Genomic DNA, 26,419 nt, shown 5'->3' with positions numbered 1-26,419 from the left:
CGCGCCTTCTTCGGGCTTCGGGTCGGGTTCCTTGGTAGACTGAACAGTCGCTGGATCCGCGTCGTGTGAGTTTGCTCGCAACGCGGATCTTGCATGTCGCCACACAGCAAGGAGACGCCCGAGTTATGGCATCAGAAACTTCCGACCCCGAGAACACGACTGAGACGCCAGAAGATGCGGGGAAGTCGGCCGGTCCAGGAACGTCGGAAGGCCAGACTGCTGCGGAAGGGCTGAGCGAGGCGCCTGCTGAAGTGGCCGAGACCCGCTCGCAGAACGACCGCGTCGAGAACGACTACGGCGCCGGGCAGATCCAGGTGCTCGAGGGTCTCGAGGCCGTACGCAAGCGCCCAGGCATGTACATCGGGTCAACGGGCCCCGAGGGCTTGCACCATCTGGTGTACGAGATTGTGGATAACTCTGTGGATGAATCGCTCGCAGGTTACTGCGACGACATCCAGGTCGCGCTCCAGGATGACGGTGCCGTGCGCGTGAGCGACAACGGTCGAGGTATCCCCGTCGAGCTGCACCCGATCGAGGGAATCTCCACACTCGAGGTGGTCCTCACCAAGCTCCACGCCGGCGGCAAGTTCGGTGGTGGCGGCTACGCCGTCTCCGGTGGTCTCCACGGTGTCGGCTCTTCCGTGGTCAACGCGCTCTCCTACCGACTCATCGCTCAGGTCAAGCGCGACGGCTTCGAATGGGAGATGGACTTCGAGAACGGTGTCCCGACGGGCGACATCCGCAAGGGTGAGCCGACGGAAGACACCGGGACCACCATCACGTTCTACGCGAACTCCGAGATCTTCGAGACGGTCGAGTACGACTTCGAAGTGCTCCGCGCCCGCTTCCAGCAGATGGCGTTCCTGAACAAGGGCCTTCGCATTTCGCTGGCCGACGACCGGGACCAGTCAACCCTCCAGGGTGACGGGCTCGCCGCTCAGATCACGGAGCTGCAGGACGAATCCGCTGCAGACATCGACGAGGCGGAGCGCACCGAGACCGGTGAGCCGAAGGGGGTCACCGAGTCGATCGAGATCCCGCAGAAGCGCTCGCAGACCTACCTGTTCGAGCGCGGCCTCGTCGACTACGTGCAGCACCTCGTCAGCCGCCGCAAGAAGCAGCCGGTCCACGAGGAGATCATCGAGGTCAACGCCGAGGACACCGAGCGGAAGATCTCGCTCGAGCTCGCCATGCAGTGGATCGACTCCTACTCGGAATCCATTCACTCGTTCGCGAACACGATCAACACCAAGGAGGGCGGCACGCACCTCGAGGGGTTCCGTGCAGCGCTGACCACGGTCGTGAACCGCTACGCGAGGGAGAAGAACCTCGTCAAGGAGAAGGACGAGAACTTCTCAGGCGAAGACGTCCGCGAGGGTCTCGCGGCAGTCATCTCCATCAAGCTCGGCGAGCCCCAGTTCGAAGGCCAAACGAAGACGAAGCTCGGCAACACCGAAGCCAAGTCCTACGTGCAGCGCATCGTCGGACAGGCCCTCCAGGACTGGTTCGACCGCAATCCCTCGCAGGCGAGGGACATCATCCGCAAGGCCGGTCAGGCATCCGCCGCTCGACTCGCCGCACGTCGAGCGCGCGAGCAGACCAGGCGCAAGGGACTCCTCGAGACCGGTGGCATGCCGGGCAAGCTCAAGGACTGCCAGTCGAAGGACCCGACTCGCTCTGAGGTCTTCATCGTGGAGGGCGACTCGGCAGGCGGCTCCGCCGTCCAGGGCCGCGACCCCGAGACGCAGGCGATCCTTCCGCTGCGCGGCAAGATCCTGAACGTCGAGAAGGCCCGCCTCGACCGTGCGCTGCAGAACAACGAAGTGCAGTCCATGATCACGGCCTTCGGAGCCGGCCTCGGCGACGACTTCGACCCTGACAAGGTCAGGTACCACAAGATCATCCTCATGGCAGACGCCGACGTCGACGGTCAGCACATCACGACCCTGCTGCTCACCCTGCTCTTCCGCTACATGCGTCCGCTCGTCGAGCTCGGGTACGTCTTCCTCGCCCAGCCGCCGCTGTACCGCATCAAATGGTCGAATGCCGCGCACGACTTCGCGTACTCCGACCGTGAGCGCGACGCGATGCTCGCAGACGGCAAGGCAGCTGGCCGCCGCATCCCCAAGGACAACGCCATCCAGCGCTACAAGGGCCTCGGCGAGATGAGCTACCAGGAACTCTGGGAGACGACGATGGACCCCGCAGTGCGCACGCTCCTGCAGGTCAAGGTGACCGACGCTGAGGCGGCTGACGCCGTGTTCAGCACGCTCATGGGCGAGGACGTCGAATCTCGCCGGACCTTCATTCAGCAGAACGCGCACGACGTGCGCTTCCTCGATATCTAAGGCACACAGGCACCTCTATGGCTGAAGAACGCGTCACAACCACCAACGCCGACGGCGGCGACCGCATCGGACAGGTCGACCTGCAGCTCGAGATGCAGCGCTCGTACCTCGACTACGCGATGAGCGTCATCGTCGGTCGAGCACTGCCCGAGGTTCGGGATGGACTCAAGCCCGTGCACCGTCGCGTCATCTACGCGATGTACGACGGCGGGTACCGCCCGGACAAGGCATTCTCGAAGTGCGCCCGCGTCGTCGGCGACGTCATGGGGCAGTTCCACCCGCACGGTGACTCGGCGATCTACGACGCGCTTGTCCGACTCGTGCAGCCGTGGTCCCTTCGCTACCCGCTCGCACTCGGCCAGGGGAACTTCGGCTCTGCAGGCAACGACGGCGCCGCCGCCCCCCGGTACACCGAGACGAAGATGGCGCCGCTTGCGCTCGAGATGGTCAGGGACATCGACGAGGACACCGTCGACTTCCAAGACAACTACGACGGACGTACGCGAGAGCCTGCCGTGCTGCCCGCTCGCTTCCCGAACCTCCTCGTCAACGGCTCCGTCGGCATTGCCGTCGGAATGGCCACGAACATCCCGCCGCACAACCTCCGCGAGGTCGCAGCAGGCGCGCTCTGGCACCTCGAGCACCCGGACGCCTCTCGCGAGGAGCTCATGGATGCGCTCATGGAGCGCGTCCACGGCCCCGACTTCCCGACCGGTGCCCAGATCCTCGGCACCAAGGGCATCCAGGAGGCGTACCGAACCGGTCGCGGCTCCATCACGATGCGAGCCGTCGTCGCGATCGAGGAGATCCACGGACGCACGTGCCTGGTCATCACCGAGCTGCCGTACCAGGTCAACCCGGACAACCTCGCGCTCAAGGTCGCCGAGCTGGTCAAGGATCAGCGCCTTTCCGGCATCGCCGACATCCGCGACGAGTCCTCCGGTCGCACGGGACAGCGTCTCGTCATCGTGCTCAAGCGCGACGCCGTCGCCAAGGTTGTGCTGAACAACCTCTACAAGCACACGCAGCTGCAGGAGAACTTCGGCGCGAACATGCTCGCGATCGTCGACGGGGTTCCGCGCACGCTCGCCATCGACGGCTTCATCACCGCGTGGGTGCAGCACCAGGTGGAAGTCATCGTGCGCCGCACGAAGTTCCGCCTCAAGAAGGCCGAGGACGAGGTTCACATCCTCCGCGGCTACCTCAAGGCTCTCGACATGCTCGACGAGGTCATCGCACTCATCCGTCGGTCGCCGACCGTCGAAGAGGCGCGGACCGGCCTCATGGAGCTGCTCGATGTCGACGAGCTGCAGGCAAGCGCCATCCTGAACCTCCAGCTCCGTCGCCTCGCGGCGCTCGAGCGCCAGAAGATCATGGAAGACGCGGCCCGCCTCGAGGCCATGATCGCCGAGTACAAGGCGATCCTCGCCGACCCCGTGCGCCAGCGCACCATCATCGGCGAAGAGCTGCAGGAAGTCGTCGACAAGTTCGGCGACGATCGCCGCACCGAGATCCTGCGCGGCTCCGGCGGCGACATGACTGACGAGGACCTCATCCCCGAGGAGGAGATGGTGGTCACCGTGACCCGCGGCGGCTACATCAAGCGCACGCGCAGCGACAACTACCGCTCGCAGCACCGCGGCGGCAAGGGCATCAAGGGTGCGCAGCTCCGCGCGGATGACGTCGTCGAGCAGTTCTTCGTGACGACGACGCACCACTGGCTGCTCTTCTTCACCAACCTGGGTCGTGTGTACCGCGCGAAGGCGTACGAGCTCATGGAGGCGGGCCGGGACGCGAAGGGGCAGCACATCGCGAACCTCCTGCCGCTCCAGCCCGATGAGAAGGTCGCGCAGATCCTCGACATCAGCGACTACCGCCAGGCGCAGTATCTCGTGCTCGCCACACGCGAGGGGCTCGTCAAGAAGACGGCACTCACGGAGTACGACACGAACCGTCAGGCTGGCATCATCGCCGTCAACCTGCGCGAAGGCGACGAGCTCGTCTCCGCCATGCTCGCCGACGAGTCGGACCACGTGTTCTGTGTCTCGCACCTCGGAATGTCGCTTCGCTTCGAGGCGAACGACGATGCGCTTCGGCCCATGGGTCGGTCGACCTCCGGCGTCAAGGGAATGTCGTTCCGCGACGGCGACTACCTGCTCACGGCCGCTGTCACCTCGAGCGACGATGCCTACGTGTTCATCGTCACCGAGGGCGGATACGCGAAGCGCACCTCGGTGTCGCAGTACCGCATCCAGAAGCGCGGCGGACTCGGCATCAAGGTCGCGAAGCTGAACGAGGAGCGCGGCGGCCTCGCCGGTGCGCTGCTCGTCCACGACAACGAAGAGGTGCTGGTCATCCTCGGCTCCGGCAAGGTCGTGCGCTCCAACGTGGCCGAGGTCTCGGTGACGGGACGCGACTCCATGGGCGTGACGTTCGCGAGGCTCGACAGCAGTGACTACGTGATCGCCATCGCGCAGAACGCCGACCGCGAACTCGAGAAGGAGGACGAGGAAGGTGAGGACGGCGAGACGACCGTCACCGCCGCCGACTCCGCCCTCGAGGGAACGTCTGCAGTCTCACCGGACGGCGAGACTGCCCCAGCCGAGAGTGCCCAGAGTGAGACTGTGGCAGACTCTGTCACGTCGTTCGAGCAGGACGAGACCGAAGACTGAGGTACTGATCTATGACGAGCGTTGCTGACAAGCTGGCCCAGAAGTCCAGCAAGAAGACTGCGAGCAAGCAGGTGCGCCTCCGTTTGGTGCACATCGACTTCTGGTCTGTCGTGAAGTTCTCCTTCCTCCTGTCGATCTGCTTCGGCATCATCACGATCGTCGCGACGTTCCTGATGTGGACCGTCATCGAGAACACTGGTGTGCTGGGAAGCGTCAATGACCTGCTCAATGACGTCTCCGGCTCGGCCGGCGTGGGGGTCGACGACTTCGTCACCCTGCCCCAGCTCATGCTCTTCTCCCTTGTGGTCGCACTCCTCAACCTCGTCGCGGGCACGGCCCTCGGCGCAGTTGCGGCGTTCCTCTACAACCTCGCTGTGAAGGTCACGGGGGGCCTCGTGTTCGGTTTCACGAACAGCTAGCGGCTCGATTTCCCTTGACGTGCACTTTTCGTGTATGTTGGGGCAGTCGCTTCGGGGGCTATAGCTCAGGCGGTTAGAGCGCTTCGCTGATAACGAAGAGGTCCCAGGTTCAAGTCCTGGTAGCCCCACGGTTCGATACCGAACGTTGGTATCGTTTCCACCCGAACGGGGCCTTAACTCAGTTGGTAGAGTGCCTGCTTTGCAAGCAGGATGTCAGGAGTTCGAATCTCCTAGGCTCCACGGTGACAAAAGAACCCCCGACCAGGGATTTACTGGTCGGGGGTTCTTCGTATGCATCGCCATGCAAAGCGAATATGCAATAGGGCTACTGAATCGCGGCAGTGAACGTGTCTACGGCGCTGCGCTGCGCTGTCTCGGTGACGTGCGCGTAGACATTCATCGTCGTCGTGATGCTGGAATGGCCGAGCCGTTCCTGCACGACCTTCGCTGGCACATGCTGCTCCAGGAGGATGCTCGCGTGCGTGTGACGGAGCCCGTGCAGGGTGATGCGCGGCAGCGGGTCCACGGTCAACGCAGACGCCATCCACCGCATCCGCCGTGCCCACATCTCGGACACCATGTCTGGACGCCGCACGGAGCCGTCAGCGAGCCCGAACACGTAGGCGTCAGGTCGGGCGAAGTCGAGGCTGATCGAACCGCGCTGCGCCTTGCAGGTCTTCAGGACGTTGATCGTCTCGGTGTCCATGTCCACCGTGCGCGCCGCGCCCGTCTTCGGTTTTTTCGTCACGCCTCGCTGAGTCGTGTCGACGGAGCGCCGAACGCGGATGCGAGAGTGCGCAGCATCGATGTCTTTCCACTTGAGCGCCAGCGCCTCGCCGCGTCGAATGCCGCTGTAGGAGAGCAACCGCCAAAGCGCGTGCATGTCGTCCTCGTACACGTCACTGTTCCAGGTCAGGAACCTGTTCAGCTGCTCGCCGGTCCATGTGACCATCTCCTTCTGCTCGCGACGGATCGCCTTACCAGTCGGAGCCTTAACGGTCTTCTTCTTCCGCGCCGGGTTCACCAGCATGAGTCCATCCTCGACGGCGGCTTCGAGCATCGCGCCGAGCGTGATGTGAACCTTGTTGACAGTCGAAACTCCGAGCGGTTCGCCCTTGTGGTGGCGGTCTCTGCGCCCGTGGTCGCGCAGATCGTTGTAGTGCTTCGCTATCCTCGTCGGCGTGAGCTTGTCGACCTGCAACGAGCCGATGTACGGCACGACGTGAACGCGCAGGTGGCGCTCGTATAGGACGAGCGTGGAGGCCTCGTACTCGTCACGGCTGAGACTGTCGATCCACGTCTTTGCGTAGGCCTCGATGGTCGGTTTCTTGCCGCCTTGCTTCACGCCGGCATCCCGGAGGCTCTTCGCCGTGCGCAGCGCCTCGTGCGCCTCGTCCTCGTCTTTGAACCCAGCAGCGCCGCTGAGTTTCGAGCCAAGCTCAGGTTCATTGGCGTCGATGAGCACGAGCAGCTGATACCGGTAGCGCTTGCCTGCCTTGGTCGCGTAGCTCGTTACAGAGCCTTCGCCGTGACGGCGCGATCTTGCTCTAGCCATTCTGTGGGCCATCCTTCGCGTCCGTCCATCCGAGCCACTCGCTTACTTCCTGAATGGAGCTGGCACCCGCGGCTGGCAGATCACGCGCAGACGCTTGAGCGTAAGCATCCATGAACCCGTCCACGTCTTCCGAGCTGCGCACTGATCCCACATCAGACTTGCGCTTCCCCCGCTCGGATCCATCCAGCAGCCCTTCCTTTACCGCTCTCGCGAGCCATCTCGTGATGGTGGCCCGATCCACTTCGAGCATGCTTTGGAGCGTCGCGCCGGGTGTATCGCTCACGGCGCGAACGATGCGGTAGATGCGGACGAGCACCCGGAGCCGCTCAGTATCTGGTCGACCTCGACGCAGGAGAGCAACATCCTCGGGTGCGGGTGCGGCGCTGACAAGTGCGTCCCCACGCTTCATGCGCAACCGCGATGTGCACGCAGCAACCATCTCAGTGACAGGGATCGAGGCAACTCCGGTCCTCGTCACGGGCAGCCCTCCCGGTAACTGTGCCGCGACGAGATCGACCGCGGCAAGTTGTCCACCGATGGGCCGCACCGTGACTCGGACCTCATAGGACAACCCGTCATCTGCACCCGCGATGACGAGCATCGACGCAGGCGAGAAGAGCCCAGGCGCGATCTCAACGTCTTGGACATGGGCAGCTGTAGCGACTCTCACGCCATGATCGTCGCACATCCGCACAGGTTCCGTAAAGCTTGCGCATTCCGTGGAGGTATGCGAATGTGGTCTCGCACAGGCTCCACAGCACTTGTGCAAAACGGATCAGGAGGACGCCATGCCCACATCAACCGAACGCCCGCCGACGCTAGACCACCTTCGAAAGTCGAGCGCCGCGACCATCACCCGTGCGGAGGCAGCAGCAGTTCTGGGCGTGGATGCCCGCACTGTCACGACTGCGATCGCCAACGGAACTGTGCCCGGAATCAAGATCGGGCGGCGGGTAGTAATCCCGCGCGAGAAGTTCCTCGCCTTGTTCGACGCGGAGGCGGCATGACAACCGCCGAAACGAAGAAAGCCCCCGGCACGCCAATGCCGGGGACCACCGCAGAAGCCGCGCCAACGGCTCCCACCAACACCGAGTCATCACGAAACGAAACGGATAACACCATGTTCGCATCTGCCCCCGACAACCGCCAGCAGCTCGAAGCGCGCACCACGAACCTGACCCGCATCTGCCGCGTCTGGACGAGTGAGATCGTCGACTCCGACGCCCTCTCGCTCATCACCACCCTGCACGCCGGAGAGCACAGCATCGAGCACACCGATGCCGGCATCTACACAAGCTTCGAGGGCGTGGATTCCAGGAGCCCGAACGACGCAGCCGAGTACGTCGAGACGGTCGCTCTCGTCGCGGACGTGGTCCGCGTCCTCGGCGACTACGCGGACCCCGAGAACGCGGCCCGCGACCTCCTCGAGCTTGTGCCGACTCCCCCCGTCGAGAACCCCGGCAACGGTGGCATCTTCGTTGACCTCCGCGCCCGGTTCGGCATCGACCGCGAGGCTGTTGAGCGGGTCTCGGGTATGAAAACTGACCTGCTGCGCCGAGTCGAAGAGGGCGATCTTCGAGTGTCGGTCCCGGCCACCGTCGAGATCACCAGGGCGATCCTCGAAGCCGCGGATGAGCCCGCCTCGGAGCAGCTCCGCCGCCCGGTCGAGGCCTGTGCTGCTCCCGAGCACGAGGGCCTGCTCTGATGGGGCCGCTCAGCTCGCTCGCCCTCGTCGCGTTGCTCGGCATCGCGTCCGAGCAGCTCGCCAGGCTCGTCGCGATCTTGGACTCGGGACGGTAGCGCGCATGGGCGTCGAGGGTGCTGGGCAACTGCTCGGTTACACGATCGAACAGCAGCTCTCCAGCGCCCTCCACTCCCTCATCCTCGGACGCCTGGAGCTATGGCAGTGCACGCCATCGCTCGCCGGTATCTACACGTTCGCGTACGACGCCGGCAGAGCTTCACGAGATGCAGAAATCTCGGATCTCCGCCGTCGCCTCGCGCGAGCTGAACACGAACGTGACCTCGCATACGTGAGGCTCCACAACCCAGGCCAGCGACTCCACGAAACCATCCAGGACCGCATCGACGCTGCATCCCTCGCTATCGAATCGCGAGGTCTCCCGCAGTCGGAAGTTCGGTTCTTCGAGGCAGTGCTCGAGCACGCCATCGACCTGAAGCCACGGAGGAACGCCGCGTGACGAACGCCGCCGAAATCATCAACCTCAAGACCGACCCGGAGAGCATCTGGTCACGCCGCACGAGCCTGCGATCCTTGCACGACTTCGCTCGCGCGTACCTCGCCTCGCCGTGGGCGGTCCTGGGCGTCACTCTCGCTCGCACGACGGCCACCGTGCCGCCGCACATCACCCTGCCGCCCCTCGTCGGTGGTCGCGGCTCCCTGAACCTGTTCGTCGCCGTCGTGGGCGCGAGCGGGCTCGGCAAGGGCGCATCCACCGCCGTCTCACACACCGCGATCACACTCGGGCAGGACGTGCCGACGCTCCCCATCGGCAGCGGCGAGGGCATGGCGAAAGCGTTCGGGCACCGGGAGGTCGTGGACGTCGAGGGGCAGCCGAAGTATTGGGTGACGGTCATCGACAACCCGGCTGTGATCTTCGAGTCATCAGAGGTCGACCAGTTCGCGGCGCAGGGCGGCAGGTCCGGGTCCACGCTCTCCAGTCAGATGCGATCCGCCTGGAGCGGCGAAGTCCTCGGCGCGACCTACGCGACCGCAGAGAAGGCCGTCACGATCCCGGCTCACGACTACCGACTGTGCTTCATCCTCGGCGTGCAGCCGCGACGCTCAGGCGCTCTGCTCTCCGAATCTGACGGTGGTACGCCGCAGCGCTTCCTCTGGCTCCCAGCAGCTGACCCGCTCGCCCGCGACGGTGTGAAAGCTCCCGAGCAGATGACGCTCCCGAAGATCGACTGGCCCATGCAACCGATGTGCATGGAAGTCCCGAAAGAAGCGGCCCGAGAGATCCGCCAGAACCGGATCAAAGCACTCAAGGGCGCGTCCGACGTGCTCGACGGTCACATGATGCTCACCAGGCTCAAGACGGCAGCCGCACTCGCGGTGCTCGACGGGCGCACTGACGTGGACTCCGAGGACTGGGAAATCTCGGGACTCGTCATGCAGAAGAGCGCGACCACCAGGGAGCTGTGCGTGCAGGAGCTTCGAGCGGTCGAGACGGAAGCGGCAGCCCGCCGCGGCGAAGACCGAGCGCACGCCGATGCAGCCCATGAGTCGAAGCGTGCCGAGCTGACAGCCCCCGCCCGGGTCGCCAACAAGATCGCCGAACGACTCCGCGACGGAGAGGTCTGGACCCGAGGGGCGATCAACCGATTGCAGACCTCAGCCGACCGGAAGTTCGTCGACGAAGCCCTCGCGATCCTCGTCCGCGAAGAGCGAGCCGTGAAGCTCTCCGATACCGAGTACCGAGGCATCGCAGAGTCGCCAACCGGGTGGGACGCCGTCTGATGAACGGCATGTGGCGAAGTGGCGGTGTGGCGGTTGTGGCGGTGCACCGGCCCCGGATACACGCCCATCAGGAGCACGGACCCCCGGAAATAAGCGGAAGCCACCAGGCCACCCAGGTCGAAACAGGCACGCAGGGCCGCCACATTCGCCACACGCCACATTCGCCACACGGAAGGAACCACCGATGAAACGCTTGCCGCCCGTCCGCATCGACGTACGCCCCACGTACGTCACCGAGCACCCCACGACCGTGCTCGCCCTCACGCAAAACCACCTCCGCCTCGAAATCGAACTCACCCGAGCCAGGGCATTCGCCGACGCGATCCACGATCTGCTCGACGCCCGCGAGAACCGGACCCGCCTTGAGTAAGTGCGCCCACGTCCGGGACATCAAGGGCAAGCCCGGACTGCTCGTCATCACCCACGCCGACCAATCCGTCGAGATCCCCCTCGCCGACGCCCGCGCCATCCTCGACGCCGCACACGACGCCATCGAGAACTACGAGCGCAACCGCTCACCGCAGGAGACAACACCATGACCGCCCCCATCACGACCGACACCGCACGCCCCGTCGCACTGCAACTCATCAGCGACCTCGGGCAACACGTCGGGAACCCCGAAGCCATCGCCGAAGTGCTCATCACCGCCCTCCGTCAGCACGGCCCCGACACCGCCACCCTCGCACTCACCGCCCTCGGCATCACCTACGCCGAATGCGTCACCCGCGACCCAGACGAAGCCAGCGCCCACCAGAAGCGCCACCAGCGCCCAACCGGAAGGAACCGCACATGACCCACCACGAATCCACACAAGCCGAAGCCGAACGCATCCTCCGAGCAGCCCTCGGCATCGCGCCCGACCTCCGCGAGGACCTCACCAACCGCATGCACGACAACACGCCCCGACCCGCCGACGCGATCCTCAGAGACGCACTCAACGGCGGCGACATGGCACTCAACGATGACGACGCGATCCGCGCCCGCATCCTCGGCAACACCAACTAGGAGAACCAGACCATGACCTACACCCCCAACGACATCGCCGACATCATCAACGCCGGCGGCACCGTCACCGACACGTACACCGACCTCCGCGAACGCCTCAGCGACTACCTCAACCCCGCACAGACCGCACGAGACGAGCTGCTGCAGAAGATCACCGACCCGGCCACGCCCATCGAGATCATCCACGAACTCCGAGCACGCGCCCTCGCCGAAGCCACCGACGCACCCCGACGAGCCGACATCGACAACGCCGTCACACGCGAACTCGAAGCCGCCCTCCGACGCGAGTACGCCACCACCGCCGAGAAGAACTACACCCACCTCGCCAAGCAGTGGAACGACACCGCCCGGAAGTTCACCCAAGCCCACGAAGCGGCACCAGCCACCAGCGACCCCGCATCGCTCATCACCCAGGACAGCAAGACCCGGGAGGCATGGGTGCTCGGACAGTCACTCGCCCTCACCCTCAGCAGCGAACTGCCGCTGCTCATCACCGCAGCGAAACTCGCAGGCGCAACGCTCGGTCACGACAACGACAGCATCGGCCTCGTCATCACCGCAGACGGACTCCACCGCCGCCGCATCTGGGAAGCATGGACAGGAGAGAACCGCTGGACCGAGCTGCTCAACCTCGGCGCGACACTCCACGCGAAGCCGCTCGACCAGTACGAGAAGTACGCCGAACCCAAGCCACTCGAATGGGTGCAGGTCCACTCCAACAGCACAGGCGTCGCCGGATTCCGACAGGTGCAGCTCGACCCCGAAGACCTCGACTACACCGAACAGATCCAGCAGCTCCGCGGCGAACCCAGCAGCAGCCGCGCAGTCCGCATCGCCTAACCCAACCCAGTGACGGCACGGGGCACGGCAACAACGTCGTGACCCTGCCACCACCTCCCCCCGTCCCGGTTCTAGGCCTACTACCGGCTTAGTGATCGCCGGGATGCGTGCTCAGCATCACTCGAAAAGGAGACAGACTCATGGAGACCCCCACAATCACCCCTGACGGCCTTAGGACGGCTGGTACAGCCTTCTGGACGGATGTCGTCGGCACGTACACGTTCCGCGCGGATGAGCTGCGCATCGTGGAAGCTACGGCCCGCACGCTGGACGACCTCGCGATCCTCGAAGCCGCTGCGGTGGACGCGAAGCCCGTCGTCGATGGTCACGCCGGCCAGCCGCGACCAAACCCCGTGTTCGGTGAGATCCGCGCCACTCGCCTGTTGCTCTCGAAGCTCGTCACGCAGCTCGGGCTCCCCGATGAGGGTGAGACGGTCGAGACGATCAAGAAAGCGCGCAGCGGCCAGGCTCGTCGTGCTGCTCGCGTGCGATGGGGCGCATGATGGCGCAGCTCCGAGGCACACCGGCCAGCTCGGCAACGGCCAAGCTCTTCGACACGAACCGTGAGGCGTGGGTGAGCGCCGACGACGTGGCGAAGCTCCGCTCTCTTCGCGCCGCTTACGAGTCCAGTGGACAGCACCGCGACTGGCAGGTGTTGGACGCGTTCTGCTCGCTCGCGAAGGGCTGGGTGGGCACGGAAGACGAGCTGCTGGACGCCTGGGCGGAGCAACGCCGACAGGACGCAACATACGACTGGCGGCAGACGGTGCCGCCGGAGATCGCGCGGTCTCAGGAATTCCCGCCGTACACGGACGCCTGGATCGCCGGGCTCTGACCACATCGTCGCCACAACTGGACCCGGTCCGCGTCCGTGCGGTCCGGGTCCAGTTATGGCCCCGATTTGACAGCTTGGTGCGGTTGTCGAAAAGCGACACGCCCGCACTACCACGGATTTTAGTGAACCGGGTAGTTTCGGCGCGCCGCGCCCTGTAGACTTGTGGAAACCTGTGGATAAGTTCCGTTTACTTGTGGACAACTGCGAAAGGAGAGACATGTCCGATACAACTGCCAGCAACCTGGTGACCACGAGTGGCGTGTCCGCTCTCGACGTGGCTAAGTTCTTCATCGACCAGGATTCCCTCCGCAGCGAGCCCGATGTGACTCCGATGAAGTTGCAGAAGCTGCTGTATTTTGCGCAAGCCAACTACCTCGCGGACACCGGGACACGTCTCTTCGACGACGACGTTGAGGCCTACGACCACGGCCCAGTGGTGCACTCTGTCTGGAAGTCCTACCCGGGTCGAAACGTTATCGCGGCGACTCATAGTGACTCGTTGCAGAGCATTCAGGAACTCCCGGACGATGTCGACGAGTTCCTTCAGGCTGTTTGGTCCCGGTTCGCCGACTACTCGGCTACTAAGTTGCGGAACATCACGCACACACAAGCGCCGTGGAAAGACCACTACGATCCCAACGGGTTCCGATGCCGGATTCCGGACAGTGACATGACTAACTGGTTCCGATCGGGTCGACTGGACCCAATTTGCCGTGTTGTGCATCCAAATCAGATGTTCATCAGTGGATTCCTCCTAGACGAGATGGATGAGGACAAGTCGGCGGCAAGATTCAAGGCCCTTTTGGTGGGATGACCACTTGGGACAGGGTGGCGCCCCTCGAGTCGCAGGAACAGGTCAGCGGTTTTAAAAGTGGCTTGGACAGCGTCGACGAGTGGGTAAGTGCCTCGGCCTACAGCTACCGGCGTTACGTGGCAACCCATCTGTGCTGTTCCGGCGACGTGCTGATCGCGTTCTTCGCGCTCAAGAACATCACCATTGAAACGGACGGGCTTTCATCCAAAATTCGGGGTCTGAAAGACCCGGAGGGACGTATTCAGGCGCTCCTGTTGTGCCAGATGGGCGTCGACCTGGAGCACCAGGGTGAGGGTAACGGTCTGAAGCTCTTCGTTGAAGCTGTGCGAAAAGCGATCGAAGCCTACGAGATTTCCAAGGTGCCACTGCTGGTCGTGGATGCGGCAACTGATCGGCTGGTCGACTGGTACCAGGACAAATGTGGCATGACGCGTATCCCCGGTACGCGTCGTCTCGTCGCGTTGATACCAGCACTCCAGAAAGCCTTGGCCTAGCCCGACCAGATGCGGGATGCATCCCCATGCAAAGTTCCGTGCAATACCGTCGCGGCTGGTGTCTGAATCTGGGTGCTCTGGAGGCGCCTGCCGTTGCAGCGTCGCCCGCCGTTGCAGTGAGGCGGCGCGGGTTTAGGTACGTCCGTGTCGTCACTAGTAGAGAAGTTCGAATCTCCTAGGCTCCACGGTGACAAAGAACCCCGGTCAGAGAAATCTGACCGGGGTTCTTTCTTTTTCTCTAGTCGACGAAGGCGTCGGGGTAGAGCTCGGAGGCGTCGACTCCCGGCGAGTACACGCTGAGGTCGCTCACGCCGGCTTCTGCGAGCACGTCCTCGCAGAGCAGCGTCTGCCCCCGATATCGGCCCCGCGGGGCCGTCAGCACCGCGTGGGCGGCGTCGGCGTACAGCTCAGGGGTTCGGCTGCGGCGCATGAGCTCCTCGCCGCCGATGATGTTGGCCACCGCTGCGGTCTGGATGGTGGTGCGGGGCCACAGGGTGTTCGCCTCCACACCCCGTTCGGCGAACTCGGCCGCGATACCGAGTGTGGCGAGTGTCATGCCGTACTTCGCGGTCATGTACGCCGGGTAGGCACCGAGCCACTGTGGTGCGAGGTTGAGTGGCGGCGAGAGCGACAGGATGCGCGCATCCTGTGACTCGAGGAGGTGCGGCAGGGCCGCCCGCGAGAGCATGAACGTGCCGCGCTGGTTGATCTGGTGCATGAGGTCGTAGCGCTTCTCGTCGATGTCGAGCGTCGAGCGCAGGTCGATGGCGCTCGCATTGTTGACGACGATGTCGATGCCGCCGAACTCGGCGACGGCGCTGTCGACCGCCCGCTGCAGGTCGGAGTCGTCGCGCACGTCGCCGACGACTGGCAGCGCGCGTCCGCCGGCCTCGCGTATCTCCTCAGCGGCTGTGTACACCGTCCCTGGCAGCTTCGGATGTGGATCCCCGGTCTTGGCCAGGAGCACGACGTTCGCACCGTCACGCGCGGCGCGCTTCGCGATCGCGAGTCCGATGCCGCGGCTCCCGCCCGACATGATGATGGTCTTCCCCGCGAGGGAACCTGCCTCCGTTGACTGAGTCAAATCCGCACCTCCATGTGCATCGTGGACGCACCCACGCTACCCACGCGCATGCCGAACCTCATGTGCGTTGTGGCACGGAGACAACGCAGACGCGGAAATGGCCGCCCTGAGCGAGTCAGAGCGACCATTTCGCGAACGCAAACGCGCGAACTCGACGTGGCGTCGAACGCGGTGCAGCGAGCCTCCTAGTGCTCGACAGCCTCCTCTGCGCCGTAGCCCGTGAGCGAGCGCACATCCATCTCCGCGGCGACCCGAGGGTCCTCCTTCTTCTGCGGCAGCACGGAGCCGAGCCAGCCGAGGAAGAACCCGACCGGGATCGAGACGATGCCCGGGTTGTTGAGTGGGAACCAGGCGAAGTCGATCTCCTCGCCGAGCATCGCCGTCTCAGCGCCGGAGACGACCTTGGAGAAGACGATCAGGATGATCGCTGTCGCGAGTCCGCCATACATGCTCCACAGCGCCCCACGGGTCGTGAACTTGCGCCAGTAGAGCGAGTACAGGATCGTCGGCAGGTTCGCGCTGGCCGCGACGGCGAAGGCGAGTGCGACGAGGAACGCGATGTTCTGCCCCTGCACGCCGATGCCACCGACGATGGCGACGACGCCGAGGACGACAACCGTGTACTTGCCGACCTTCACCTCCTGCTCTGGGGTGGCCGTTCCTCGCTTCACGACACTGTTGTAGATGTCGTGGGCGAAGGATGCGGCAGCCGTGATCGCAAGACCCGCGACGACCGCGAGGATCGTCGCGAAGGCGACCGCCGAGATGAAGCCCATGAGGATCGGCCCGCCCAGCTCGAGGGCGAGCAGCGGGGCAGCCGAGTTGACGCCTCCTGGCGCATCCTTGATGGCTGGGGCCCCCACGAGTGCCGCTGCGCCGTAGCCGAGGATGAGCGTGAAGACGTAGAAGCCGCCGATGAGCCAGATGGCCCAGACCACCGACTTCCTGGCCTCCTTGGCGGTGGGCACCGTGTAGAAGCGCATGAGCACGTGCGGGAGCCCAGCTGTGCCGAGCACCAGCGCGAGTCCGAGCGAGACGAAGTCGATCGGGTTCTTGCCGTACTGCAGGCCCGGCGCGAGGATCGCGGCCGGATCCTCCGCGCCGTCGAGGGCCGCCTTGTCGACCGCCGCCTGGAGGAGCGCGGAGAGGTCGAAGCCATTGATGACGAGCACCCAGATGGTCATCGCACCCGCGCCGCCGATGAGCAGGAAGGCCTTGATGATCTGCACCCAGGTGGTGCCTTTCATCCCGCCGATGAGCACGTAGATGATCATGAGCACGCCGACGACGGCGACGACGATCGCGACCCCGATGTCATCGGTGATGCCGAGGAGGAGGGCGACGAGGCCGCCGGCTCCCGCCATCTGCGCGAGCAGGTAGAAGAAGCACACCGCGAGGGTCGTGAGGGCCGCGGCAACACGCACGGGACGCTGCTTGAGGCGGAACGAGAGCACGTCCGCCATCGTGAACTTGCCGGTGTTGCGCATGAGCTCGGCGACGAGCAGCAGAGCGACGAGCCAGGCGACGAGGAAGCCGATCGAATAGAGGAATCCGTCGTAGCCGTTGATGGCGATAGCTCCGACAATGCCGAGGAACGACGCTGCCGACAGGTAATCACCTGAGATCGCGAACCCATTCTGGGTTCCGGAGAAGGATCGCCCGCCGGCGTAGTAGTCGGCTGCGGTCTTGCTGTTGCGGCTTGCGCGAATAACGATGAAGAGAGTGACCGCGACGAATGCCGCGAAGATCGCGATATTCAGGACGGGGTCATTGTTCGCGACAGCGCTTGCCTGGGGTGCCAACAGCTGCCCGCTCATGCCTGGTCCGCCTTGGTGAGCTCAACGCGAAGGTCGTTCGCGAGCGGATCGAGCCGCCGGTTGGCGTAGGAGACGTACCACATGGTGATCGCGAAGGTCGTCACGAACTGGCCCATGCCGAGCAGCAGACCCACGTTGATGTTGCCGAAGACCGGTGTGGCCATGAAGTCGTGCGCGTAGGCGGCAACGATGATGTAGGCGCCGTACCAGACCAGGAAGAAGATTGAGAGTGGAAAGACGAAGGAGCGCTGGCGCTTCTTCAGCTCCTTGAATTCAGCCGCTTCCTCGAATGCGACGTAGTCGATTCCACCTGGCGGTTGAGATGACGTTTCGTGTCGCATGGGGCCTCCTTGCCTCAGTGCATTGCTGCGTTCGTCAGATATGTGCGTGCAGTTCTCGACGGCAAAAGGCGGCGCTTCTTCGCATCGTTGCGAACACGAAAGCCTCATTGCCTGCGTGATAGCATCCACGCTACGCATACGACGAAGTATCGAACTACCCCCGGAAGTTGGTAGTGACCACATGATGTTCCCAGAGGCAGCCACTGAAGCGGATGTCTTCGCCGAGGCTGTCGCCCGCCTGCGCGAGTCCACGGGGTGTCCACTCTCGTTCGGCGGACCCACCCATCGCGACACGACGAATGTCCACACGATCTGCGGGAATCAGGGTCGCGGATTGGTCGGGTTGCGAGTGCAGCTCGGCCGTGGTCTCGGCGGTCGCGCGATGCTGGAGCGTCGCGCGAAGGTCACGACGAACTACCGAGGAAGCAGCCGCATCACCCACGACTACGACGTGCAGGTCCTGTCTGAGCAGGTCCAGAGCCTCATGGCGGTTCCGGTCATCGTCGACAAGCATGTCCGGGGCGTGCTCTACGGCGGGTTCCGCGCGGCTCCGGATTCCCAGTCGATGTCCCTCGGTCAAGCTGTCGCGCTCGGCAAGAGGGTCGAGGATGAGCTGCGTCTGCGAGACGAGCTGAGGCGCCGAATGCGGGTGGGGTCCGCGAGCATCTCCGGGCTGGGCTCCGGCGGGCTCACCGCATCCCAGCTCGAGGAGCTGAGAGGCACCTTCTCCGACTTGCGCGAGGTCGCGTCGATGCTCGGCGACGCGCGGGTTCGCGCGCGCCTTCGAGGCGTCGAGGAGCGACTGGTCAGATTTGCCGGAGACCACGGTGACCCCCGTGATCGGGAGCGCTCGAGAGCTCTCGAGTCGGCCGAGGAACCGGTCAGGCTCTCGCCGAGGGAGCTCGACGTGCTCGGGCAGATCGCCCTCGGACTCTCCAATCGGGACATCGCCGGGAAGCTGATCCTGACCGAAAGCACCGTCAAGAGCTACCTCGGTACCGCAATGACGAAGCTGGATGCGAGCTCTCGCTACCAGGCTCTTGCCAAGGCGAGGCAGCTAGGGCTCCTCCCCTGAACTGAAGGCCGACCCGAGAGCAACATTCTTGCGTTCATGACCCCGTCAGTGGACTGTTACGCAACGTGTCAGGATGTATCGGCGCGGAGACCCGCTGTTCTCTTATTCTTGCGACGCCTCGTGGCTCTTCTTGCGAGGCCCTCTAGAGCCTTAGAGGATGGCCGGCGCTTGCGCGCCGCATTGAAAGGACCCTCCTCCATGTCACGTCTCACCAAGATCGCCGCAGCAATCGGCGCGATCGCCCTCGTTGGAGGCCTCTCCGCGTGCTCTACCGGCGCATCCGATGAGAACACCATCAAGCTCGGCGTCGTCGGCGCATCCGACCCCTACTGGGAGGTGCTCGTCGAGGAGGCCGCAGCTCAGGACCTCACGGTCGAGCTCGTCGACTTCTCGGACTACAACCAGCCGAACCCGGCGACGACCGAGGGTGAGCTCGACGTCAACGCGTTCCAGCACATCATCTATCTCGCGCAGCACAACGCCGCCAGCGGCGACGACCTCGTGCCGATCGGCTCGACCGCGATCTACCCCCTCGGCTTCTACTCCTCGCAGTACGACTCCGTCGAGGCCATCCCGGACGGCGCCGAGGTTGCAGTGCCGAACGACGCGTCGAACCGCGCACGTGGCCTCCTCGTGCTCCAGGAAGCCGGTCTCATCTCGCTCAAGGACGGCGGCTCGCCGTTCTCGACCCTCGACGACGTGCTCCCCGAGTCGCGTGTCACGGTGACCGAGCTCGAGGCCTCGCTCACGGCGACCTCGCTGCCCGACCTCGCCGGCGCGATCATCAACAACGACTTCGTCGAGAACGCAGGCCTCACGACGGAAGACGCGCTCACTCGCGATGACCCCCAGAACGCCTCCGCGTTCCCGTACATCAACATCTTCGTCACGTCGGCCGAGAACGCCGACAACGCGAACTACCTGAAGCTGGTCGAGATCTACCAGAACTCCGAGGCAGTCGCGGCTTCGGTCAAGGAGACGTTCGGCGACACCGCCGTGCTCACGAAGACCCCCGTCGATGAGCTGCAGACGACGCTCGACGAGCTCGTCGCCGAGATCGAAGCACAGGGCTAGAACCCACCGCTCGCGTGCTCGCCGCCCGAGACCCGATGATGATCATCAGGCCTCGGGCGGCGATCTCGCTTGCACCGACGGACGGCGTCCCGACGGCGTCCACCAGCACCACCCACACGGTTCGACCGTGAAGAAGGCGAGAGCGAACACATGGCCCTCATCACACTCACCGACGTCGTCAAGGAGTATCCGTCGCCGAAGCGCGGAGCCCCGGCGACCAGAGCCGTCGACGGCGTCTCACTCAACGTCGAGGCCGGCGACATCTACGGGGTCATCGGCTACTCGGGGGCTGGAAAGTCGACCATGGTGCGCCTCATCAATGCGCTCGAGCCGACCACGTCCGGCAGCATCCACGTCGACGGCGTCGACATCACGACGCTCAGCGAGACGAAGCTGCGCTCGGTGCGCGCGGGCATCGGCATGATCTTCCAGCAGTTCAACCTCTTCAACTCCCGCAACGTCGCCGGCAACGTCGCGTATCCGCTGCGCGTCGCGAAGACCCCCAAGGCGGAGCGCGAGAAGCGCATCGCCGAACTCCTCGAGTTCGTGGGGCTCTCCGAGAAGGCCCGCGCCTTCCCCGACCAGCTCTCCGGCGGTCAGAAGCAGCGTGTCGGCATCGCCCGTGCGCTCGCAACGAACCCCAGTATCCTGCTCGCCGACGAGTCCACGAGCGCCCTCGATCCGCAGACCACGGCCGATGTGCTGCAGCTGCTCAAGAAGGCCAACCAGGAGCTCGGGGTCACGATCATCGTCATCACCCACGAGATGGACGTCGTGAAGGAGATCGCGAGTCACGTCGCCGTCATGGAGCACGGCAAGATCGTCGAGCAGGGCGAGGTCTTCGATATCTTCGCGAACCCGCAGGCGCCCGCGACCCAGCGGTTCGTCTCGACGGTCGTCCAGGGAGTTCCGGATGCTGCCCTGCGGTCCGACCTGAATGCGCGACACCCGGGAACTCTCGTGACGCTGAGCTTCCGCGACGGGCGGACGAACCAGGGCCAGGCGCTGCGCATCCTGCACGAGGCAGGCATCACCGTCGAGCTCGTCTACGGAGGCATGAACGAGATCCGCGGGAGGTCGTTCGGCGATCTGACGTTCGCCCTGCAGGGTGATGCCGCAGCGCAGCGCAGAGCGCTCGACCAGATCAGGGAACTCGCCGTCGTGACGGAATTCCAGGACACCAATGCTGGAGGTGCCGCATGAACGATGTGATCGACCTGCTGCCGAAGCTCTTCGAAGCCACAGGCGCCACCCTCTACATGGTGGCCCTGAGCCTCGTCTTCGGTGGCGTCGGCGGACTCTTCGTCGGCCTGCTGCTGTATCTGACGCGCAAGGGCAACCTCTACGAGCAGCCGGTCGTCAGCACGATCGTCAACATCATCGTGAACTTCTTCCGACCCATCCCGTTCATCATCTTCATCGCTGCCGTGCAGCCGGTCTCGCGGATGATCGTCGGCGTGGGGATCGGGGCAGAAGCGGCCATCGTCGCCATGTCGCTCGCTGCGACGTTCGGGATCTCGCGCCTCGTCGAGCAGAACCTGCTCACGGTGTCGCCAGGCGTGGTGGAGGCAGCACGGTCCGCGGGAGCCGGGCGCTTCCAGATCGTATGGTCGGTTGTCGTCCCCGAAGCGCTCGGGCCCCTCATCCTCGGCTATACGTTCGCGGTCGTCGCTCTCGTCGACATGTCGGCGATCGCCGGTGCCATCGGCGCAGGCGGTCTCGGTGACTTCGCCATCCAATACGGCTACCGCCAGTTCAACCCGGCCGTCACGTGGGCTGCGGTCATCGTCATCGTGGTGATCGTGCAGGGTCTGCAGTTCCTCGGGAACTGGGCAGCACGCAAGACGTTGCGTCGCTGATCCGGGCAGATGCCAGCGCCCGTCGATCGCGCGTCGGTGCCTCCCTGTGCGGAGGCCCGGCGCGCGTCGGCGTACGATAGCGAGCGCCCGTGGTTCGGGTCGGCCCAGGCATCAGGCCGCTGACCTCGAGACCTCGGCAGAGATCTTTGGAGGTTCCGTGCATCGACGACTCGCTTCCTACGGTGTCATCGTGCGCGATGGGCAGATCCTCCTCGCGCACTGGCGTGACCGCGGCCGTTCGGGCTGGACCCTGCCCGGCGGTGGCACCGACCCCGGCGAGGATCCGATCGACGGCGTCGTTCGTGAGATCTGGGAGGAGACCGGCTACCACGCGTCCATCGACCGGCTCCTCGGCATCGACTCGCACATCATCGCGGGCCGAGACCGGCTCGAGCCAGGCAAGACGCCCATGCAGTCGGTTCGGGTCGTCTACGAGGCGAGCATCGTGAGCGGCGAGCTCCGCAACGAGCGGGGCGGCTCGACGGACGAGGCTCGCTGGTTCGACCTCGATGAGATAGCCGCGCTCCGCACGGTGTCGCTCGTGGATGTGGGGCTCAGGCTCCATGAGGAGCGTCCGGCCAACGGGCACCTGCGTTCGATTCGGGCCCCCCGCTAGGCGCTGGAGGGTGCGACCCCGTCACGGGGCGTGCGGGCGACACGAGACCCGCGGAGGTTGCGAGAGACGGCGACTGCGTTGACAGCCACGATCATGGCCATCCCGACCCACTCGTGCGCTACGGGCACCTGCCCGAGCACCACGACGCCGGCGAGTGCCGCGAACATCGGGTTGATGCTCATGAACACCCCGAAGAACCTCGTCGTCACCCAGCGGAGCGCGATGACGTCGATCGAGTACGGGATGACGGAGCACAGCACACCGGAGAGCGCAGCCAGCAGCAGTGGCCAGCCGAGGAGCCGTCCCTCCGCGATCAGCTGCACCGTGATCGGGAGCGTCAACAGGCTCGAAACGAGCGTTGCCGTGGCGGGTGCCTGGAGGCCGCTCAGGCGACCGCCGAGCATCCGATTGAGCAGGATGTAGCTCGCCCAGCAGCACGCCGCGAGCAGTCCGAGGGCGTAGCCGAGGACGTCGCTCGACGCGTCTGGGAGCAGCAGCACGTACACGCCGACAGCGGCGCCTGCCGCGAGGAGGAGATCGGCCCTCGTTCGGGATGCGCATAGGGCCACGGCGAGGGGTCCGAGGAACTCGAGGGTCACGGCGAGCCCCAGCCCGATGCGGTCGACGGCTCCGTACAAGGACAGGTTCATGGTTGCCAAGACGACGCCGAGGAGGAGTGCGGGCCACCATTGCGCCCAAGTGAAGCTCCGCAGGCGAGGGCGCGCGATAGGCAGGAGGATGGCTGCGGACACGAGCTGGCGGATGGCCACGACGCCCGAGGTGCCGAGGGGTCCGAAGGCCAGGGCGCCGAGTGCCGCGCCGAGCTGGTTCGAGAGCCCGCTTCCGGTCAGCATCGCCGCACCCGTCACCACGCTGCGTGGTGCGGCAGCGGAGGCCGTTCTCCCGGTTCCTGTCATGAGCCAATGGTGACCCCGCCCCCGCAGGCCCAGAAATGCGCGACACGCGTGAGTTATACGCTGGACGCATGAGTTTGGAGATTCGTCACCTGCGCGCCCTCGCCGCGGTCGTCGACACGGGAACCTTCACCGATGCGGCGATCGAGCTCCACTGCTCGCAGGCGGCCGTCTCCCGGGCGATCCTCGCCCTCGAGACGCAGCTCGGAGCCCAACTGCTCTCCAGGTCGACTCGACACGTCGCGCTCACGCCACTCGGCGAGCGTGTCCTGACCCGCGCCCGCCGGGTGCTGCTCGAGGTGCGTCTCATCAGCGACGAGGTCGCCGAGACGACGCGGGAAGTGCGAGTCGGCTATGCCTGGTCGACCCTCGGCGCGCACACCGGTGCCGTGCAGCGCGCCTGGCGAGCGCAGCATCCCGAGTCGCACCTCGTCTTCCGGCAGAGCAACACCGCGACGGCGGGGCTCCTCGACGGCGAGGTCGAGCTCGCCGTGTTCCGCACGGTTCCCCGTGATCCCCGAATCGAGACGGTCCGCCTCGGCGAGGAACGACGCGTCGCCGTCCTCGCGAACGACGATCCGCTCGCCAGACGCAGGGCGCTGCTCCTCGACGACTTCGCCGGCAAGACCATGGCGGTGGATGCACGCACCGGCACGACGGTCGGCTCGCTCTGGCCGGCGGAACGCGCCCCGGTCTTCATCCCCACGAGCTCGCTCGACGAGTGGCTCACCCTCATCGCGGACGGCGACGTCTACGGGGTGACAAGCGAGGCTACGGCGGCGCAGCATCCGCGACCCGGTATCGCCTACCGACCGCTGCGGGACGCCCCGACGATCGAGGTCAGACTCGCGTGGTGGCGAGGTGCCAAACCAGCAGTGGCGGACGCGCTCGCGCAGGTCATCGTCGCCGCCTACGACGAAGCCCCGCAGCTCACCAGGTGAGTGCGGGGCCAGTCGTGCATGTGTGCGGCGAGAACTAGTTCGCTGCCGACGCGGGCGAGACCGTCGTGACGGGAGCGTCGAGCTCCTCGTCGGCGATCCACAGGTCGTCGTCTGCACGGAAGGTCTGCCAGAGGGCATAGCCCACGGCTGCGACAGCGGCGACGCCTGCACCGATGAGCAGCCAGCCACCGACACCGACGCCGGAGCTGTTGTACTTCTTGTCGTACGCCTTCGACGCCTTCTTGGCGCGCGAGTTGAGCTCCTTCGAGACCTTCTTCGCGGTGCCAGCGGCGTCCTTGAAGTCGTCGTTCTTCGAAGCGAGGTTGCTCACCGTGCCGGCAAGCGAGCCGGAGAGACCGGCCACGACAGGAAGGACCTTGCCGTTGAAGCGGACGCTCGCGTCTTCGTACTTGTCGCGCGCGGCGTTGTAGCTGCGGTCGAAGCTGGGGCGGACGTTGTTGTCGTAGCTCTTCTGCAGCGCGGGCACGAGCTCGGACTCAGCCAAGCCCTTCGCGCTCACGCCTGCCGACTGCAGGATGCCTCGAGCGTGCTCGATGACAGACTGCTGCTCGCTCCACAAGTTTGTTGCGTCCTTGCGGAGACGCTTGAGTTCACGCGACTGCTTCCGTGAAAGGGCCATTGGTACCTCCGGACGTTGACAAGTAGGTACTGCATATCTTGGCACGCTTCTGCCACACGGAACCTGAATCACCGCACGCTGTCGGCGGACAGGGAGGAGAGAAGTCGGGGGGCTATGGAAAGATGACCAGCATGTCAATCGCCACTGCACTCGCAACGATCAACACGAACCACGGCCCCATCAAGGTGGAGCTCTTCGGCAACCACGCGCCGAACACGGTCAAGACCATCGTGGGCCTCGCCACGGGTGAGCTCGAATGGACCGACCCTCGTGACGGCCAGACGAAGAGCACGCCTCTGTACGACGGCGTGATCTTCCACCGCATCATCCCCAACTTCATGATCCAGGGCGGTGACCCCACGGGCACCGGCACCGGCGGTCCCGGCTTCGCGTTCGACGACGAGATCCACCCAGAGCTCAACTTCAACGAGCCCTACATCTTCGCTATGGCGAACGCCGGCAAGCAGATGGGACGCGGCACGAACGGCTCGCAGTTCTTCATCACGACGGACCCCACTCCCTGGCTCCAGGGAAAGCACACCATCTTCGGCCGCGTCGCGGACGATGAGTCGCGCACCGTCGTCGACGCGATCGCGAAGGTCCCCACCGACGGCCGCGACAAGCCGCTCAAGGACGTCGTCATCGAGAGCGTCACCGTCGAGCAGCTCTAACCTCCAGAAGCCACTCCCCGCATGACATCACCCGAGCTGTCGCAGCAGCGTGAGAACTTCTGCTACCGGCACCCAGACCGACAGAGCTTCGTGCTCTGTCAGCGATGCGGGCGCACCGTGTGCCCCGAATGCCAGACACTCGCGCCAGTCGGCGTGATCTGTCCGGAGTGCATCCGGGAAGCGAACGCGAAGGCCAAGGCCGCACAGCGGCCCTCGGCCCGCACGCGGCTGCGACGGCTCGGGCAGGATCAGCGTCCGCTCGTCACCTACGCCATCATCGGCATCTCGGCGGTCCTCTGGCTGCTGCAGCAGGTGACGGGGGACTGGCTCACGGGCATCCTCGTCTACCACGGCATCTACTCTCACGCGGGTAGCGGGGCGTTCGAGCCGTGGCGCATGCTGACCTCGGCGTTCGCGCACTCCACCGTCTTCCACCTGGCGTTCAACATGCTGACGCTGTGGATCTTCGGTCGGGTACTCGAGCAGGTCTACGGGCACTTGAGGTTCGCTGCGCTCTATGTCGTCAGTGCGCTCGGTGGCTCGCTCGCGATCGCGCTGGTCGCCCCGAACACCACGGTGCTCGGCGCCTCCGGTGCCGTCTTCGGTCTCTTCGGCGCGTACTTCGTCGTTATGCGGCAGGCCCGGATGAACACGATGTCGCTCATCGTGCTGGTCGGCATCAACGTCGTCATGGGGTTCGTGATCCCGGGCATCGCCTGGCAGGCGCACCTTGGTGGGCTCGTAACGGGAGCGCTGTGCTCCTGGCTGTTCCTCTGGGAGTCGAAATCGGCGAAGCCCTCACAGAAGGGGCTCTGGATAGTGGCGGCCCTCGGCGTGCTCATCGTCGTGGGTGCCACCGTCAGCGTCTCCCAGCTGCCGTTGGCGGTAGCTGGCTAGCCCTCCGTCTGCTTCGCAGGACCA

General features: G+C 65.0%; 30 protein-coding genes and 2 tRNA genes. 26 read left to right on the top strand and 6 right to left on the bottom strand.

Annotated features, from left to right (window positions below):
• The first annotated feature begins 125 nt into the window (after positions 1-125).
• From gyrB to ITJ67_RS06395, 5 genes are all read left to right on the top strand, one after another.
• A complete protein-coding gene (gyrB, locus tag ITJ67_RS06415; RefSeq protein WP_160071189.1) occupies positions 126-2,348 on the top strand; it encodes a DNA topoisomerase (ATP-hydrolyzing) subunit B in 2,223 nt (740 codons plus the stop codon).
• Between the two features lie 17 nt (positions 2,349-2,365).
• Positions 2,366-5,020 (top strand): DNA gyrase subunit A, encoded by a 2,655-nt coding sequence (gene gyrA, locus ITJ67_RS06410; protein ID WP_160071188.1) that lies wholly within the window; start codon positions 2,366-2,368, stop codon positions 5,018-5,020.
• A gap of 11 nt (positions 5,021-5,031) precedes the next feature.
• Positions 5,032-5,439 carry a DUF3566 domain-containing protein gene (locus tag ITJ67_RS06405; RefSeq protein WP_104244042.1) on the top strand — a complete coding sequence of 136 codons (408 nt, stop codon included), beginning with the start codon at positions 5,032-5,034 and terminating at the stop codon, positions 5,437-5,439.
• Between the two features lie 54 nt (positions 5,440-5,493).
• Positions 5,494-5,567 (top strand) — tRNA-Ile (locus ITJ67_RS06400).
• Between the two features lie 39 nt (positions 5,568-5,606).
• Positions 5,607-5,679: transfer RNA gene (locus ITJ67_RS06395), tRNA-Ala, on the top strand.
• A gap of 85 nt (positions 5,680-5,764) precedes the next feature.
• On the opposite strand, the gene ITJ67_RS06390 is transcribed toward ITJ67_RS06395, so the two are convergent.
• Entirely contained in the window at positions 5,765-6,994 is a 1,230-nt protein-coding gene (locus ITJ67_RS06390) for a tyrosine-type recombinase/integrase (protein ID WP_194677093.1), read from the bottom strand.
• 788 nt (positions 6,995-7,782) lie between these two features.
• On the opposite strand from ITJ67_RS06390, the gene ITJ67_RS06385 reads away from it, so the two are divergent.
• From ITJ67_RS06385 to ITJ67_RS06325, 13 genes are all read left to right on the top strand, one after another.
• Positions 7,783-8,001 carry a helix-turn-helix domain-containing protein gene (locus ITJ67_RS06385; RefSeq protein WP_194677092.1) on the top strand — a complete coding sequence of 73 codons (219 nt, stop codon included), beginning with the start codon at positions 7,783-7,785 and terminating at the stop codon, positions 7,999-8,001.
• Between the two features lie 113 nt (positions 8,002-8,114).
• Complete coding sequence (locus ITJ67_RS06380; protein WP_194677091.1) at positions 8,115-8,699, top strand: hypothetical protein; 585 nt, start codon at positions 8,115-8,117, stop codon at positions 8,697-8,699.
• 100 nt (positions 8,700-8,799) lie between these two features.
• Positions 8,800-9,195 (top strand): hypothetical protein, encoded by a 396-nt coding sequence (locus tag ITJ67_RS06375; protein ID WP_194677090.1) that lies wholly within the window; start codon positions 8,800-8,802, stop codon positions 9,193-9,195.
• Positions 9,192-10,478, top strand: coding sequence for a hypothetical protein (locus ITJ67_RS06370; protein WP_194677089.1), 1,287 nt, complete (start codon positions 9,192-9,194; stop codon positions 10,476-10,478). Before ITJ67_RS06375 ends, ITJ67_RS06370 begins: the two co-directional genes overlap by 4 nt.
• 184 nt (positions 10,479-10,662) lie before the next feature.
• A complete protein-coding gene (locus ITJ67_RS06365; protein WP_194677088.1) occupies positions 10,663-10,848 on the top strand; it encodes a hypothetical protein in 186 nt (61 codons plus the stop codon).
• Positions 10,841-11,017, top strand: coding sequence for a hypothetical protein (locus tag ITJ67_RS06360; protein ID WP_194677087.1), 177 nt, complete (start codon positions 10,841-10,843; stop codon positions 11,015-11,017). The genes ITJ67_RS06365 and ITJ67_RS06360 overlap by 8 nt, the downstream gene beginning before the upstream one ends.
• Positions 11,014-11,271 (top strand): hypothetical protein, encoded by a 258-nt coding sequence (locus ITJ67_RS06355; protein WP_194677086.1) that lies wholly within the window; start codon positions 11,014-11,016, stop codon positions 11,269-11,271. The genes ITJ67_RS06360 and ITJ67_RS06355 overlap by 4 nt, the downstream gene beginning before the upstream one ends.
• Positions 11,268-11,483 carry a hypothetical protein gene (locus tag ITJ67_RS06350; protein WP_194677085.1) on the top strand — a complete coding sequence of 72 codons (216 nt, stop codon included), beginning with the start codon at positions 11,268-11,270 and terminating at the stop codon, positions 11,481-11,483. The genes ITJ67_RS06355 and ITJ67_RS06350 overlap by 4 nt, the downstream gene beginning before the upstream one ends.
• A 12-nt stretch (positions 11,484-11,495) precedes the next feature.
• Positions 11,496-12,323 carry a hypothetical protein gene (locus tag ITJ67_RS06345; protein WP_194677084.1) on the top strand — a complete coding sequence of 276 codons (828 nt, stop codon included), beginning with the start codon at positions 11,496-11,498 and terminating at the stop codon, positions 12,321-12,323.
• A 140-nt stretch (positions 12,324-12,463) separates the two neighbouring features.
• Complete coding sequence (locus ITJ67_RS06340) at positions 12,464-12,826, top strand: hypothetical protein (protein WP_194677083.1); 363 nt, start codon at positions 12,464-12,466, stop codon at positions 12,824-12,826.
• Positions 12,823-13,158 carry a hypothetical protein gene (locus ITJ67_RS06335; RefSeq protein WP_194677082.1) on the top strand — a complete coding sequence of 112 codons (336 nt, stop codon included), beginning with the start codon at positions 12,823-12,825 and terminating at the stop codon, positions 13,156-13,158. The genes ITJ67_RS06340 and ITJ67_RS06335 overlap by 4 nt, the downstream gene beginning before the upstream one ends.
• A 217-nt stretch (positions 13,159-13,375) precedes the next feature.
• A complete protein-coding gene (locus ITJ67_RS06330; protein WP_194677081.1) occupies positions 13,376-13,972 on the top strand; it encodes a Panacea domain-containing protein in 597 nt (198 codons plus the stop codon).
• The gene (locus ITJ67_RS06325) at positions 13,969-14,466 is read left to right on the top strand and encodes a hypothetical protein (RefSeq protein ID WP_194677080.1); all 498 of its coding nucleotides are present in this window, start codon (positions 13,969-13,971) and stop codon (positions 14,464-14,466) included. Before ITJ67_RS06330 ends, ITJ67_RS06325 begins: the two co-directional genes overlap by 4 nt.
• A gap of 238 nt (positions 14,467-14,704) precedes the next feature.
• Here ITJ67_RS06325 and ITJ67_RS06320 read toward each other — a convergent pair whose 3' ends face one another.
• From ITJ67_RS06320 to ITJ67_RS06310, 3 genes are all read right to left on the bottom strand, one after another.
• Positions 14,705-15,550, bottom strand: coding sequence for an SDR family oxidoreductase (locus tag ITJ67_RS06320; protein ID WP_228502372.1), 846 nt, complete (start codon positions 15,548-15,550; stop codon positions 14,705-14,707).
• Positions 15,551-15,735: 185 nt separating this feature from the next.
• Positions 15,736-17,367: a cation acetate symporter gene (locus ITJ67_RS06315; protein ID WP_104329940.1), complete on the bottom strand. Its 1,632-nt coding sequence runs from the start codon at positions 17,365-17,367 to the stop codon at positions 15,736-15,738.
• Complete coding sequence (locus ITJ67_RS06310; RefSeq protein WP_104244049.1) at positions 17,364-17,708, bottom strand: DUF485 domain-containing protein; 345 nt, start codon at positions 17,706-17,708, stop codon at positions 17,364-17,366. The genes ITJ67_RS06315 and ITJ67_RS06310 overlap by 4 nt, the downstream gene beginning before the upstream one ends.
• 181 nt (positions 17,709-17,889) lie before the next feature.
• Here ITJ67_RS06310 and ITJ67_RS06305 point away from each other — a divergent pair, with 181 nt between their 5' ends.
• The 5 genes from ITJ67_RS06305 to ITJ67_RS06285 all read left to right on the top strand — a co-directional run bounded on the left by ITJ67_RS06305 (position 17,890) and on the right by ITJ67_RS06285 (position 22,332).
• Positions 17,890-18,783 carry a LuxR C-terminal-related transcriptional regulator gene (locus ITJ67_RS06305; RefSeq protein ID WP_194677079.1) on the top strand — a complete coding sequence of 298 codons (894 nt, stop codon included), beginning with the start codon at positions 17,890-17,892 and terminating at the stop codon, positions 18,781-18,783.
• A 198-nt stretch (positions 18,784-18,981) separates the two neighbouring features.
• Positions 18,982-19,857 carry a MetQ/NlpA family ABC transporter substrate-binding protein gene (locus tag ITJ67_RS06300; RefSeq protein WP_104244053.1) on the top strand — a complete coding sequence of 292 codons (876 nt, stop codon included), beginning with the start codon at positions 18,982-18,984 and terminating at the stop codon, positions 19,855-19,857.
• Between the two features lie 150 nt (positions 19,858-20,007).
• On the top strand, positions 20,008-21,060 hold the full coding sequence (locus ITJ67_RS06295) for a methionine ABC transporter ATP-binding protein (protein ID WP_160071185.1): 1,053 nt from the start codon (positions 20,008-20,010) through the stop codon (positions 21,058-21,060).
• Positions 21,057-21,716, top strand: a complete 660-nt coding sequence (locus ITJ67_RS06290; RefSeq protein WP_104244057.1) for a methionine ABC transporter permease — start codon at positions 21,057-21,059, stop codon at positions 21,714-21,716. The genes ITJ67_RS06295 and ITJ67_RS06290 overlap by 4 nt, the downstream gene beginning before the upstream one ends.
• A 157-nt stretch (positions 21,717-21,873) precedes the next feature.
• Complete coding sequence (locus tag ITJ67_RS06285) at positions 21,874-22,332, top strand: NUDIX hydrolase (protein ID WP_160071184.1); 459 nt, start codon at positions 21,874-21,876, stop codon at positions 22,330-22,332.
• Here the strand turns inward: ITJ67_RS06285 and ITJ67_RS06280 are convergent.
• Positions 22,329-23,249, bottom strand: a complete 921-nt coding sequence (locus tag ITJ67_RS06280; RefSeq protein ID WP_194677078.1) for an EamA family transporter — start codon at positions 23,247-23,249, stop codon at positions 22,329-22,331. The two genes, ITJ67_RS06285 and ITJ67_RS06280, sit on opposite strands and share 4 nt — an antisense overlap.
• A 68-nt stretch (positions 23,250-23,317) precedes the next feature.
• On the opposite strand from ITJ67_RS06280, the gene ITJ67_RS06275 reads away from it, so the two are divergent.
• Positions 23,318-24,187 carry a LysR family transcriptional regulator gene (locus ITJ67_RS06275; RefSeq protein ID WP_194677077.1) on the top strand — a complete coding sequence of 290 codons (870 nt, stop codon included), beginning with the start codon at positions 23,318-23,320 and terminating at the stop codon, positions 24,185-24,187.
• 34 nt (positions 24,188-24,221) lie between these two features.
• On the opposite strand, the gene ITJ67_RS06270 is transcribed toward ITJ67_RS06275, so the two are convergent.
• Positions 24,222-24,767 (bottom strand): hypothetical protein, encoded by a 546-nt coding sequence (locus tag ITJ67_RS06270; RefSeq protein WP_160071181.1) that lies wholly within the window; start codon positions 24,765-24,767, stop codon positions 24,222-24,224.
• A 191-nt stretch (positions 24,768-24,958) separates the two neighbouring features.
• Here ITJ67_RS06270 and ITJ67_RS06265 point away from each other — a divergent pair, with 191 nt between their 5' ends.
• Positions 24,959-25,498 (top strand): peptidylprolyl isomerase, encoded by a 540-nt coding sequence (locus tag ITJ67_RS06265; RefSeq protein ID WP_104244184.1) that lies wholly within the window; start codon positions 24,959-24,961, stop codon positions 25,496-25,498.
• A gap of 21 nt (positions 25,499-25,519) precedes the next feature.
• Positions 25,520-26,395, top strand: coding sequence for a rhomboid family intramembrane serine protease (locus tag ITJ67_RS06260; RefSeq protein ID WP_104300362.1), 876 nt, complete (start codon positions 25,520-25,522; stop codon positions 26,393-26,395).
• Positions 26,396-26,419 lie beyond the last annotated feature (24 nt).

It is taken from the genome of Pseudoclavibacter sp. VKM Ac-2867, from assembly GCF_015351275.1.
Classification (GTDB): Bacteria; Actinomycetota; Actinomycetes; order Actinomycetales; family Microbacteriaceae; genus Pseudoclavibacter.
This window is presented reverse-complemented; position numbering and strand designations above follow the sequence as displayed.